The organism is Nocardia sp. NPDC056100, assembly GCF_042266325.1.
Taxonomy (GTDB): Bacteria; Actinomycetota; Actinomycetes; order Mycobacteriales; family Mycobacteriaceae; genus Nocardia.
Map to the genome: position 1 here is coordinate 1,006,603 of NZ_JBHJVY010000003.1, position 12,502 is coordinate 1,019,104.

Sequence of the window (12,502 nt, forward strand, 5' to 3'; positions counted from 1 at the left end):
ATCAGGAAGCCGCGGCGAGAACCTCGTCGAGCAGGGTCTCGGCACGTACATCATCGGTGCCCTCCGCGAGCGCGAGCTCACCGACGAGAATCTGCCGGGCCTTGGCCAGCATGCGCTTCTCACCGGCGGACAGGCCGCGGTCCTGTTCCCGACGCCACAGGTCGCGGACGACCTCGGCCACCTTGTTCACATCGCCGGAGGCGAGCTTCTCGAGGTTGGCCTTGTAACGGCGAGACCAGTTGGTGGGCTCTTCGGTATGCGGTGCGCGGAGCACCTGGAAGACCTTGTCGAGACCTTCCTGGCCGACGACGTCGCGGACGCCGACATACTCTGCGTTCTCTGCGGGAACCCGAACGGTCAGGTCGCCTTGAGCGACCTTCAGGACCAGATACTCCTTTTGTACACCCTTGATGGTGCGGGTTTCGATTGCTTCGATCAGCGCCGCTCCGTGGTGGGGGTAAACGACGGTGTCTCCGACCTTAAAAATCATGTGTCCCGTGCCCCTTTCGATGTTCACAGTTTAACATGCGACTCGGTAACGGCGCGATCAACGGTGCAGGTCAGAGCCACAACCAACCGGCGGTGGGGGTTGACAACCGCCGAAGTGTGTGCATCTTGTTGTGGCATAACGGGATACCGCTCAGTTGTGTTGGAAGGCGAATGCGCGACCGCTCTCCGCATACGCGACTTTCCGTATAGCCGCCCCCTCGAGGGGGCGTGGGAACACACGCATTACTCTTCTGGACTACTACTCTGCATAGTGGAGTGAGCCCGGTCGACATGGAGGAACAACCCGTGACTGCCCTGAAAGCCACCACCGCGTCCAAGACGCGCCGGCGTGCCATGACGGTTGCCGCACTCGCCGCGGGCGCGGTGCTCGCGCTGACGGGTTGCGGCGCCGGTCAGATCTCGCAGACCGCCCACCAGGTCGCGGCCGTCAACGGCAACAGCGCCAACGTCGGCAAGGTCGCGCTGCGCGATGTGCGCTTCCTGCTGCCGCAGACCGAGGAATACGACAACGCCAAGGGTGGCAAGGCCGTGCTGGCGTTCAGCGCCGCCAACCTCAGCGAGGCGAACCAGGACGAGCTGGTCAGCGTGACCACCGAGCTGGGCACCGTGAAGATCGGCGGCAAGGCCGAGGTCAAGCCGCAGACCACGCTGGTCGCGGACCTCGCCAAGAAGGAAGCCGCCCCGGCAGCCGGGCACGATTCGCACGGCACCGAGACCGCGAGCGATAACAAGGCCACCACCACCGACCCGGACGCGCATCCGCTGCTCGTCGAGGTCACCGGGCTGACCAAGGACGTCACCCCCGGCCTGACCTACCCGGTCACCTTCATCTTCAAGGAAGCGGGCACCGTCGTGGTGAACGTTCCGGTCGACGCCGGGCCGAACAACCCGCGCCCCGAGCCGGTGAACAACGAGACCAAGTCCGAGACCAAGTCCGGGCACTGAGTTTCGACTCGAATTCGCTTGAACCGCACCCGCTTCGGAATTCCGGAGCGGGTGCGGTCGTATTCGGGTCCGGAAAATATCCGAGCCGATGTTCGCCGGGCGTGTCGATGCGGAACGGATTCGCGTCGCTTTCTTCCCCACGATGGGAATGGACTCGCACCGCTTTCCCTCGGCTCGAATGAACTCCGCGTGGCGCGGGTTTCTGTCGGGGGCGGTTATTAGGCTGCGCGCGTGGCCAAGGTGAAAACCGTGTATCGGTGCGCTGATTGCGCGAATGAGCTCGCCAAATGGGTGGGACGCTGCCCGGCGTGCGAAGCCTGGGGGACGGTCGAGGAGGTGGCGGCCTCCGCGGCATCGGTCGCGCCGGGGCGGCGGGCCATGTTGCCGAGTACGGCGGCCACGCCCATTTCGAGTATCGATTCCAAGACCACATTCGCGCGCACCACCGGTGTGTCGGAATTGGATCGGGTGCTCGGCGGCGGGATCGTGCCCGGGTCCGTGGTGCTGCTGTCCGGTGAGCCCGGGGTCGGCAAGTCGACGCTGTTGCTCGAGGTGGCGCATCGGTGGGCGCGGGCGCGCGATGAGATCGCGCTGTACGTGACGGCCGAGGAATCTGCGGGCCAGGTGCGCCTGCGCGCGGACCGGACGGGCGCGGTGCACGAAAAGGTGTATCTGGCGGCCGAATCCGATCTGGCCACGATTCTGGGGCATGTCGAGCAGGTGCGGCCGTCGCTGCTGGTGGTCGACTCGGTGCAGACCATGCTGGCCGCGGATGTGGACGGGGTGATCGGCGGCGTCACCCAGGTGCGCTCGGTGACGGCCGCGCTCACCTCGCTGGCCAAGGCGACCGGGATCGCGGTGCTGCTGGTCGGTCACGTCACCAAGGACGGTTCGGTGGCGGGTCCGCGCACGCTCGAGCATCTGGTGGACGTGGTGCTGCAGTTCGAGGGGGACAAGCATTCGACGCTGCGCATGGTGCGCGGCATCAAGAACCGCTTCGGCAGTACCGACGAGGTCGGCTGCTTCGAGATGCGCGAGGCCGGAATCGTCTGTGTGGACGATCCTTCCGGGCTGTTCCTGCATCACCGGGGGTCGGCGGTGCCGGGTACCGCGGTCACCGTCGCGATGGACGGGAAGCGGCCGATGCTCGGCGAGGTGCAGGGCCTCACGGTCGACACCCAGGTGCCCGCACCGCGTCGCGCGGTGAGCGGGCTGGACTACAACCGCGTTTCCATGGTCCTGGCTGTCCTGCAGAGCCGCTGCGGGGTCTATGTGGGCAAGCAGGATGTCTACGCGGCCACCGTAGGCGGTATGCGGCTCACCGAGCCCGCAGCGGATCTGGCTGTCGCGCTTGCCATTGCGAGCGCCAGCCAGGACAAGGCGTTGCGGCCGGGCATGGTGGTGCTCGGCGAGGTCGGGCTGGCGGGGGAGGTGCGGCAGGTGACGGGGGTGACGCGCCGGCTGGCGGAGGCGGAGCGGCTCGGCTTCACCGAAGCTCTCGTACCGACCGGTGTGGATCGTGCGGGGCGCACCATCAAGGTGCACGAGGTCGCGGATCTCAGTGCGGCACTTGCCGCCTGCGGGCTGCGCCATCCGCGCCGCAAGGCCAAGGCGGGCGGCGACGAGGACTGACCCGAATCTCGTTCCGCTTCAACAGCGAAGGCCGGACCTCTTCCGAGGTCCGGCCTTCGTGCTGAAAAACGCTGGCTGTCAGGCGATATTGCGTCGGCTGTCAGGCAATATTGAACGGCTCCGGTGAGCTGCGCACCGAACCCAGTTGGGCCACAACGGTGTACGGGCCCGAGGGCACCGGGACGCGATCCCCGGCGCAGCCGGGCTGGGAGCTGGCCCCGGACCAGGTGACGGTGAAAGCCGCCTGCTGGCCGGGCATCAGGGTGCGCATATCGGGGGTGCCGTCCGGATAGCAGTCGGTGCTGGCCCACAGGCGGCGCTGACCGTCCAGCGATTGCACCGAAACCAATTGCAGGCCCGAGCCCATATCGCGCTCGCACGCCGTGCTCGAGATATTGGTGATGACGATGCCGAACACCGGCTGCTCACCGGTCTTGTAGGTGGGTTGTCCGACATTGACTTTCACGGCCAGCGACTGATCCGAGCACTGTCCGGCGCCGGCGACCGGCGCGGCGCTGCCGCTGACCGGAGCCGCGGACGGTTTGGCCGAACTCGGATCGGCCGCACCCGAGCTGCTCCCGGCGGCCTTGTTGGTCGCGCCGGGAGCGGAGGTGGGGGCTTTGGCGTCGGCTTTCTTCTCATCGCCGCTGCCACCGCGCAATAGCGCGAAACCCACCCAGAGCACCAGTAGCAGCGCGATCGCGATCGCGCCTATGGCGACCAGGCGACGGCGCCAGTAGATTTCCGGCGGCAGTGGTCCATTCGGTTCCAGCACGCTGTCAACGGTAAGGGCACCGTCGGGTGTGTCCGCGCCAGGGTCTCGGCGTGTCGGAGGTGAAAGAGCCTACGGGGCAGGTACATTTCGCCGCCCCGGGCAGGCGACCAGCTCAGACCACCTCGCCGATATTGCCGATCACGCGATGCAGTTTGATCTGGCCTTCTTCGAGGTTGTAGGTGACGCAGGCGATGGCGCACTCGCCGGTGGCCACGCGCTGGGAGATGATCATCGAGCGCTGCATGAGCAGGCGGGCGGTCTCCTCGACATGCCTGGCCTCCAGCTCATCGACCGATTCGAGTCCTTCGCGCCGACCGATCAGAATGGACGGCGTGACGCGTTCGACCACACTGCGAATGAAGCCGCCGGGCACATTGCCGTGGTCCAGGGCGTCGATGGTGGCGCGCACCGCTCCGCAGCTGTCGTGGCCGAGCACCACGATGAGTGGAACCTTCAGTACTTCCACGCCGTATTCGATGGAGCCGAGCACCGAGGAGTCCACCACGTGACCGGCGGTGCGCACGACGAACAGATCGCCGAGGCCCTGATCGAAGATGATCTCGGCGGCGACGCGGGAGTCGCCGCAACCGAACAGGATCGCGCCGGGCTGCTGGCCGCCGACGAGTCTGGCCCGGTCCGCCGCCCCCTGGCTAGGATGCTGCAACGTACCGTCGACGAAGCGTTCATTGCCTTCGCGGAGGGCCTTCCAGGCACTGATCGGGTTGTTATGCGGCATGTGTCTCATTTTCCATACGGAAGCGGTTACCGGCGAGTCCGGAACGTTACGGTCCGGCAACTAGCAACCGACCGGTCGACCGCTCAGCTGGTGAGCCGGGGGTAAGGGAACGAATGACGATAGACAGCGACACCCTCATCGACTGGTACGAGGAGACCGCCCGGGACCTGCCGTGGCGGCGGCCCGAGGTGACGGCCTGGCAGATCTTGATGAGCGAGATCATGCTGCAGCAGACCCCGGTCGTACGTGTCGAACCCATCTGGCGCGAATGGGTGGCGCGCTGGCCGGTGCCCTCCGCCATGGCCGCCGCACCGCAGGGAGATGTGTTGCGCGCCTGGGGAAAACTCGGCTACCCGCGCCGGGCGCTGCGCCTGCACGAGTGCTCGCGGGTGCTCGCGGAGCAGTACGGCGATGAGGTGCCGACGGATGTCGATGTACTGCTGAGCCTGCCCGGTATCGGTGATTACACCGCGCGCGCTATCGCCTGCTTCGCCTACGGTCAGCGAGTTCCCGTGGTGGACACCAATGTTCGGCGCGTCGTGGCTCGCGCCGTGCACGGCCGCGCCGATGCGGGCAATCCGGCCAGCCGCGATCTGCGCGAGACCGAAGCCCTGCTGCCCGCCTCCGTACCGCGCGCGGCCGTATTCTCCGCCGCTCTCATGGAATTGGGTGCGACCGTGTGCACGGCCCGCACCCCGGACTGCTCCCGCTGCCCGCTCCCCACCTGCGCGTGGGTCACCGCGGGCCGCCCCGCCTCCGATATCGTCCGGCGCACACAGAAATTCGAGGGCACCGACCGCCAAGCGCGCGGCCGCCTGCTGGACGTACTGCGCGCCGCGACCGGCCCGGTGGAGCGAATCCGCCTGGACATGGCCTGGACTCGCGATATCGGCCAGCGCGACCGCGCCCTGGATTCCCTGCTCATCGACGGCCTCATCGAGCAGACCGCCGACGGCCTGTTCGCGCTCGCGGGAGAAGGCGGAGCCGCGTAGGCGGACGAGAACGTGCGCGACCATTTCCGGACGGGACGAGGGGACGTCGTCCGGAAATGGTCGCGGCACGGCACGATCTGCCACCCCTCATGTGGCAGATCGGGAATGGGTGCCCGGAATCAGGCGGCTATGAGTTCGCGGCGGCGAGTTCTGGTGCGGGAGCCGATGATTCGGCACACCAGGTAGATGGTGAACGAGATCGTGGTGACGAAGGTGGACACCGGGACGCCGGGGGCGAGGGATAGCAGGATGCCGCCCACCGCGGCGGTTTCCGCGAATACGATCGCGAGAATGGTGGCGCGCACCGGGCTCGCGGTGATCTGCGCGGCGGCCGCCGCCGGGGTGATGAGCAGGGCCAGCACCAGCAGTGCACCGACGATCTGCACGCCGAAGGCGGCGGTGATGCCGAGCAGTACGGCGAACACGATGGACAGCGCCCGCACCGGAACCCCGCGCGCCACCGCCACTTCCGGATCGGAGCTGGCGAACAGCAGCGGCCGGTAGACCGCCGAGAGCACGATCAGCACGCCGACCGTGCAGGTCGCCAGCAGCGTCAGCCCGTTGTAGCCGACGCTCACCACCTGTCCGGTGAGCAGTGAGAATTTGGATCCCGCGCGCTCCGGGCCGAGCCACAGGAACAGCACCGACAGGCCGAGCCCGAAGGACAGCACCACGGCGATGACCGAATCCCGTTCGCGGGCACGCGAACCCAGCACGCCGAACAGTACGGCCGCGACCACGGATCCGGCGATCGCGCCGAATCCCACGCCGACACCGGCGAGCAGCGCCGCCGCCGCACCGGTGAGCGACAGCTCGCTCGTCCCGTGCACGGCGAACGACATCTGACGGCTGATGATCAGCGGCCCGATGGCTCCCGCGAGCAGTCCGAGCAGTGCGGCCGCGAGCACCGCCTGCTGCACGAAGTCGTAGCCGAGCAGATGCGCGGTGGTGGAGAAGTCGAACATCTTCGAGAAGACGCCGGAGAGTTTGTCGATCATGCGGATACCCCGTCCGTCTTGCCGTGCTTGTCGTCGCTGCCGTGGCAGTGACCGCCCGCTTCGCCGAGGGCGTCCATGACGTCACCGGTGCCGACCACCACGAGGCGGCCGCGGACGCGCAGCACGTCCACCTGGGTGCGGTAGAGCTCGGACAGGACCTCGGAGGTCATCACCTCGTCGGGGGTGCCGATCCGGAATTTGCCGTCGACCAGGTAGAGGACTCGATCCACCAGGGGGAGAATGGGATTGATCTCGTGGGTGACGAACAGGACCGCGGTGTCGTGGGTGCGGCGGCGCTTGTCGATGAGTTCGGAGACCAGGCGCTGGTTGGCCAGGTCCAGGGACAGCAGCGGTTCGTCGCAGAGCAGCACGCTCGGATCGCCCGCGAGGGCCTGTGCCACGCGTAGTCGCTGCTGTTCGCCGCCCGAGAGCGCGTCGATCGGCGCGTAGGCGTACTTCTCCGCGCCGACGTCCGCGATCGCCTGTGCCACTTTGCGTTTGCGTTCCTTGCGGCCGCGGAAGCCGAGGCCCCAGCGGTGGCCGTCGACGCCGAGGCCGACCAGGTCGACCCCGCGCAGCTGCACCCCGGCGTCCATGGTCTTCTGCTGCGGGATGTAGCCGATATCCGAATTGCCCAGCCGGGCGGGCGATCCCGCGATCTCGGCGGTGCCGTCGGAGAGCGCCACCTGGCCCAGCAGCATTTTCAGCAGTGAGGTCTTGCCCGAGCCGTTGGGGCCCAGCACCGCGATGAATTCGCCGGGCGCGACCTCCAGATCCAGTCCCTGCCACAGGGTTCGCGCGCCGTACGCCAGCCGCGCGTTCGCCAGTCGCACCGCGGGCACGGGTGCGGCGGCGGGAACGGCGCTCACGCGCGGTGCCGGGGCGGTGCCGTCACCGGTGTGCGCGCCCGGGATCAGGCAGTCGGATCCCGGTGCGGTGCCGAGGGTTTCGAAGGCGGGTTCGGTTTTCATGGTGGCGCTCCCGGCTGCGGAGGTGGGAGAACCCCCGGGCGCGGGATGCGCGGCGGGGGTTTGCTGGGTGACCCGACCGCTGGCTGCGGCCGGGGTTCCCAGGGGTAATGCTTTGGCGGCGGGCATGATTCCGGATCTAGGACAGTGCGGTGGACAGCGATTGGGCGTTGCGGGTCATCCAGCCGATGTAGTCCAGGCCCTGCGGCAGGGTTTCGGTCACCTCGACGACGGTGATGCCCGCGGATTGCGCGGTGGCGCGCATATCCTTGGTGGTCTTGTCCTCGGTCTGGATGTTGTAGACCAGGGCGCGAACCTTCTTGCCGGACAGCAGGTCCCGGACCGCGGCGACATCGGCGGGGGAGGGGTCGGTGCCCTGTTCGATGGCTTCCTGGAAGGAGTGCGGGGTGCGGTCGTCGGCCTTGGCGGCGAGCAGCATGTAGTAGGCCAGCGGCTCGGTCTGCACCACGGGCTGATTCGGATGCTCGGCGGCGATCTTGGCCGTAATGGCTTCGATCCCGGTCAGTTTCGCGGTGAAGGCGGCGGCGCGATCGGTGTAGTCCTGCTTGTGCGCGGGATCGATCTGGCCCAGGCTGTCGGCGATGTGCTCGGCGACATGGCCCGCGGCGTGCACGTCGTAGAAGACGTGTTCATTGCCGTGCTCGTGATCGTGGCCCGCGGTCTCCTTGGCGGGTGCGGCCGCACCGTGCGAGTCCTCGCCCGCGATGTCGACGGCGTTCACGGTGCGCTTGTTCTTGCCGGAGATGGCCTTGTCGATGAATTCGTCGTAGCCGCCGCCGTTGTAGACGATGAGGTCGGCATCGCTGATCTGCGCGGCCTGTACGGCGGTGACCTCGTACGAGTGCGGGTCGGCGGCCGGATCGCTGATCAGGGATTCGACCTTGGCGTCGGGTCCGGCGACGGTCTTGGCGATATCGCCCCAGACATTGGTGGAGGCGACGACGGTCACCCCGGAATCATTTTTCGAGGATCCGCAGGCGGTCAGGGTGGCCACGGTGGCCAGTCCCGCGGCGAACACGGCGAATCCTTTTGCAAAGCTTCTGGTCACGCGGGTACTCCTGAAACGCTTATCTGAAACGAAAACGATTGCCAATAAAATGTAGCGCAAGTGCCCGGCGCTGCCTAAATCCGACCGGTAGGTGTGGTAGGCGACACACGGGCGCTCACCATCCGAAACCACCGTGAACAGCGAAGAACCCCGCGAACAACATGTTCGCGGGGTTCTGGATTCCTTCGTCCGGATCGCGGACTAGGTCAGTGCGGCTACCGGCTGGCTCAGCAGTTGAGCGCAGCGGAGGAGGCCGAGGTGGCTGTAAGCCTGGGGGTGGTTGCCGAGGGAGCGTTCGGCGACCGGGTCGTACTCCTCCGACAGCAGGCCGGTGGGGCCCGCGACGTCGACGAGCTGGGCGAAGAGCGCCTCGGCGTCCTCGCGCTTGCCGATGAGGAGGTAGGCCTCGACGAGCCAGGCGGCGCAGAGGTGGAAGCCACCTTCCCCGCCGGGCAGGCCGTCATCGTGGTGGTAGCGGTAAACGGTTGAGCCGCTGCGCAATTCGGCTTCGGTCGCGACGACGGTGGCGGCGAACCGGGGGTCGGAGGGGTCGATCAGACCGCTCAGGCCGATGTGCAGGGTGGCGGCGTCGAGGTCGGTGCCCTCGTAGGCCGCGGTGTAGGACTGGACCTCTTCGCTCCAGCCTTCGACCTTGACCTCTGCCGCGATGGTGTCGCGGAGTTTCTCCCAGCCGGGTTCGACGGTGCGGCCGAACTGGCGGGCGAGGGTGATCGCCCGGTCGGCGGTGAGCCAGCCCATGACCTTGGAGTACACGTGGTGCCGCGGGTTGCCGCGGATCTCCCAGATGCCGTGGTCGGGTTCGCGCCAGCGCCGCTGTACGGCGGAGACCATGGCGTGCACCAGATCCCAGTCCGCGTCCGGCAGGGCCTTGGCCGGATCGGTGATGCCCTTGCGTTCGCGGGCGTGCGCGAGCTGTGAGATGAGGTCGACGATCGGCCCGAACACGTCGAGCTGCACCTGCATATTCGCCGCGTTGCCGACTCGCACCGGCCGGGATCCGGCATAGCCGGGCAGCTGGTCGATGACGGCCTCGGGCGGCAGGGTTTCGCCGTAGAGCGTGTAGAGCGGGTGCAGCCGTTCGGGTCCGGGGATGGTCTCCAGCACCCGGTGCACCCAGGCGAGCAGTTCCTCGGCTTCGCCGACGGAGCCCAGCGATACCAGTGCGGACGCGGTGAGTGAGGCGTCGCGCAGCCAGCAGTACCGGTAGTCCCAGTTGCGCACGCCGCCGATGTCCTCGGGCAGCGAGGTGGTGGCCGCCGCCAGGATCGATCCGGAGGGGGCGTGCACGAGTCCGCGCAGGGTGAGCGCGGAGCGTTTCATGAGATCCGGCTTGAGCGGCGGAAGTTCCAGTGCCCCCGCCCATTCCGACCAGTACCGTTCGGCTTCGCGCCGCCGGTCCGCCTCGGGTGTCATGCAGGGTGCGAGATCGGAGGTGCCGCAGCGCATTTCGAGCACGATCGGACCCTGGCGCGGGTCCACGACGGCGCGGGCGGTGTGGTGATTGCCCTCGTCGATGATCACCCATTCCACGCCCGGGGAGCGCAGGACGAGTGGATCGTTGGTGCCCTGCACCCGCAGTCCGGCGTTATCGCGCACGATGCGCACCGGCACCTGACCGAATTCCGGTCGCGGTGCGAAGGTGATGACCGCCTTCGCGTCACCGGTGATGACACGGGTGAGGTCGGTCCGCACCGCGGCTACGTCGTGCGGCAGGTAGTCCACCACTTGCAGACTGGCCCACCGGGTTTCGACGGTCATGGTGCCGTCGATATAGCGCTGGGACAGCGGCAGTCCGGCCCGTTCGGGCTGGATGGTGAAATGCCCCGCGCCGGGTCCGCCGAGCAGGTGCGCGAACACCGCCGCCGAATCGGGTTCGGGGTGGCACAACCAGGTGATGGTGCCGTCGGGGGTGACCAGGGCCTTGGATCGAGGGCTGGCCAGCATGGTCAGCCGTTCGATTCGAGGGGCGGAGGCTCCTGCCAGCCAGGTGCGCCGCTCCTCGAGCAGGAATGCGAGGGCCTTGGAGACGTCCTCGGTGCTGGAAACCCGGAATTTGGCGAGGCTTTCACCGTCGCCGACCTTGATGCCGACGTCCGGTCCGGACAGGCGTTTGAAGGCCTTCTCATCGGTGACGTCATCACCGATGAATACCGCCGCGGACGCGCCCTGCTGGTGCCGGACGATGTCCAGCGCCGCGCCCTTATCGGTTTCGACGACCGCGAGCTCGATGACTTCCTTGCCCTCGGTGGTCTGCACGCCGACCCAGCTGGACGGGCCCTGGCGGACCTGAACCACTGCGCGGCGGCCTATTTCGGGGCTGGCGTTGCGCACGTGCAGCGCGACGCTGGCCGGTTTGATCTCGACGGTCGCGCCGGGGTTGTCCTGCGCGATCTGGGTCAGCGTCGACTGCACTTCCTGCAGTAGCTGTTTGGCGTCGTTATCGATGGCGTGCACGAAGCCGACATCGAATTCGGAACCGTGGCTTCCGATCAACTGCACCTCGACGGGCAGCCGGGAGAGAGCCGCGAGATCTCGCAGCGCTCGTCCGGAAATGACGGCGGCGGTGGTACCGGTCAGGCCGGAGAGTGCGCGCAGCGCATTCACCGACTCCCTATGGGGATAGGCCTTCGCGGGGTCGTCAACGATGGGTGCGATCGTCCCGTCGTAGTCCGAAGCGACCAGCAGCCGTGGCACTCGGGCGACAGCCGCCAACGCACGGCGAAGTTCCAGTGGCAAATCCTGTGCGCTCACGCATCCAACCTAGTGATCGGAGGAGATTTTTCAGGGCGAGCCAGACTCTACTGGGTCTTGATTGCCCGCTCGTTCTGACGGTGATACATAGCGTTTACAAGACACTTGCCTCCGGTTCACCATATGTCCGATTTCCGCTCGGGCAGTACGGCTTCGGTGCCTGTGACCTGTGACGTTGTGGTTGAACGCGAAAGAGCCGGATCGTCTCGAAAAGACGACCGGCCCGGATGCATCCGTGCGAAAGCCCGGAGTGCGTTTGCCGCGTGCTACCCCCGGCGCTGGGAGTAAACCCGGAGAAATCTCACTTGTCGCCGATCAGCAGATCCACTGTGAGCTCCAGTCGTTCGGTGACATCGGTGGCCGATGCGCGACGGGTGAGCCAGGCGACCAGATTCGACAGCCACACATCGCTTATCACGCGGGCGATGGCGAGCTGGCGCTCATCGGGCACCTCGTCGGACAGCGCGCGGGCGAAGAATCGGTCCATCACCTTGCCGACCCGATCCACCTCGGCGGCCGCGGAGGCGTCGGCGAACATGAACGCTCGCGTCATGGCCTCGGTGAGCAGCGGATCGCGCTGCATGGCACGGGTGATCTGGGTGAGCATGAGGTGCATGCGCTCGCGCGGATCGCCGCCGGGCAGCGGCTTGCGGCGGCTCTCCAGCTGTTCGAATTCGCGGGCCAGGGCCGAGACGAGCAGGTGCACCTTGGACGGGAAGTACCGGTACAGGGTGCCGACGGCGACATCGGCGCGCTCGGCGACCGCGCGCATCTGGACGGCGTCGTAGCCGCCCTTGGAGGCCAGCGCGAGGGTGGCGTCGAGAATGCGTTTGCGCCGGTCGCGCTGTGCAGCCGAGCTCAGATCCTCCTCGCTGAGGGTGGTGACGGGCGCACTGCGCCCGGTGCCCACAGGCGCGGTGCCCGCAGCGGCGCCATCGGCGGACTGCGATCGGGAGGGACTGGCCATCGGTTGAAAGTCCTTTCCTGCACGAATCGTTCGATTCATCCCGGCTACGAGTTCGTACCGCGATTGGGCGGCGCTTGACTTACGCCCGGCTCGAACATTAGAACATGTTCTAGGAGTGGAAGTCACCCCGGAAAGGCG

General features: G+C 67.3%; 11 protein-coding genes. 3 read left to right on the forward strand and 8 right to left on the reverse strand.

What is annotated here, in order from left to right; genetic code table 11:
- Position 1 precedes the first annotated feature (1 nt).
- On the reverse strand, positions 2 to 490 hold the full coding sequence (gene carD, locus ACFC0O_RS26800) for an RNA polymerase-binding transcription factor CarD (protein WP_067569016.1): 489 nt from the start codon (positions 488 to 490) through the stop codon (positions 2 to 4).
- Between the two features lie 305 nt (positions 491 to 795).
- Between carD and ACFC0O_RS26805 the strand changes: the two genes are divergently transcribed.
- Entirely contained in the window at positions 796 to 1,455 is a 660-nt protein-coding gene (locus tag ACFC0O_RS26805; protein ID WP_375962389.1) for a hypothetical protein, read from the forward strand.
- 231 nt (positions 1,456 to 1,686) lie between these two features.
- Positions 1,687 to 3,087 (forward strand): DNA repair protein RadA, encoded by a 1,401-nt coding sequence (gene radA, locus ACFC0O_RS26810; RefSeq protein WP_375962392.1) that lies wholly within the window; start codon positions 1,687 to 1,689, stop codon positions 3,085 to 3,087.
- A 100-nt stretch (positions 3,088 to 3,187) separates the two neighbouring features.
- On the opposite strand, the gene ACFC0O_RS26815 is transcribed toward radA, so the two are convergent.
- The gene (locus ACFC0O_RS26815; RefSeq protein ID WP_364637689.1) at positions 3,188 to 3,862 is read right to left on the reverse strand and encodes a hypothetical protein; all 675 of its coding nucleotides are present in this window, start codon (positions 3,860 to 3,862) and stop codon (positions 3,188 to 3,190) included.
- 112 nt (positions 3,863 to 3,974) lie between these two features.
- On the reverse strand, positions 3,975 to 4,598 hold the full coding sequence (locus tag ACFC0O_RS26820) for a carbonic anhydrase (protein WP_364637691.1): 624 nt from the start codon (positions 4,596 to 4,598) through the stop codon (positions 3,975 to 3,977).
- Between the two features lie 113 nt (positions 4,599 to 4,711).
- Between ACFC0O_RS26820 and ACFC0O_RS26825 the strand changes: the two genes are divergently transcribed.
- Positions 4,712 to 5,590, forward strand: coding sequence for an A/G-specific adenine glycosylase (locus tag ACFC0O_RS26825; RefSeq protein ID WP_364637693.1), 879 nt, complete (start codon positions 4,712 to 4,714; stop codon positions 5,588 to 5,590).
- A gap of 119 nt (positions 5,591 to 5,709) precedes the next feature.
- Here ACFC0O_RS26825 and ACFC0O_RS26830 read toward each other — a convergent pair whose 3' ends face one another.
- The 5 genes from ACFC0O_RS26830 to kstR form a co-directional block, all read right to left on the reverse strand.
- Complete coding sequence (locus tag ACFC0O_RS26830; protein ID WP_375962396.1) at positions 5,710 to 6,588, reverse strand: metal ABC transporter permease; 879 nt, start codon at positions 6,586 to 6,588, stop codon at positions 5,710 to 5,712.
- Positions 6,585 to 7,559: a metal ABC transporter ATP-binding protein gene (locus ACFC0O_RS26835; protein WP_375962398.1), complete on the reverse strand. Its 975-nt coding sequence runs from the start codon at positions 7,557 to 7,559 to the stop codon at positions 6,585 to 6,587. Before ACFC0O_RS26835 ends, ACFC0O_RS26830 begins: the two co-directional genes overlap by 4 nt.
- Positions 7,560 to 7,695: 136 nt before the next feature.
- Positions 7,696 to 8,595, reverse strand: coding sequence for a metal ABC transporter solute-binding protein, Zn/Mn family (locus tag ACFC0O_RS26840; protein WP_375962400.1), 900 nt, complete (start codon positions 8,593 to 8,595; stop codon positions 7,696 to 7,698).
- A gap of 231 nt (positions 8,596 to 8,826) precedes the next feature.
- Positions 8,827 to 11,397 (reverse strand): trehalose-phosphatase, encoded by a 2,571-nt coding sequence (otsB, locus tag ACFC0O_RS26845; RefSeq protein WP_375962403.1) that lies wholly within the window; start codon positions 11,395 to 11,397, stop codon positions 8,827 to 8,829.
- 301 nt (positions 11,398 to 11,698) lie between these two features.
- Positions 11,699 to 12,364, reverse strand: a complete 666-nt coding sequence (gene kstR, locus ACFC0O_RS26850) for a cholesterol catabolism transcriptional regulator KstR (RefSeq protein ID WP_364637704.1) — start codon at positions 12,362 to 12,364, stop codon at positions 11,699 to 11,701.
- Between the last annotated feature and the right edge of the window lie 138 nt (positions 12,365 to 12,502).

What these genes read in the sequence shown, in the direction of transcription:
- ACFC0O_RS26820 (WP_364637691.1), bottom strand. Translation starts at nt 4,598, where the DNA reads ATGCCGCATAACAACCCGATCAGTGCCTGGAAGGCCCTCCGCGAAGGC.
- kstR (WP_364637704.1), bottom strand. Translation starts at nt 12,364, where the DNA reads ATGGCCAGTCCCTCCCGATCGCAGTCCGCCGATGGCGCCGCTGCGGGC.
- carD (WP_067569016.1), bottom strand. Translation starts at nt 490, where the DNA reads ATGATTTTTAAGGTCGGAGACACCGTCGTTTACCCCCACCACGGAGCG.
- ACFC0O_RS26835 (WP_375962398.1), bottom strand. Translation starts at nt 7,559, where the DNA reads ATGAAAACCGAACCCGCCTTCGAAACCCTCGGCACCGCACCGGGATCC.
- ACFC0O_RS26825 (WP_364637693.1), top strand. Translation starts at nt 4,712, where the DNA reads ATGACGATAGACAGCGACACCCTCATCGACTGGTACGAGGAGACCGCC.
- ACFC0O_RS26830 (WP_375962396.1), bottom strand. Translation starts at nt 6,588, where the DNA reads ATGATCGACAAACTCTCCGGCGTCTTCTCGAAGATGTTCGACTTCTCC.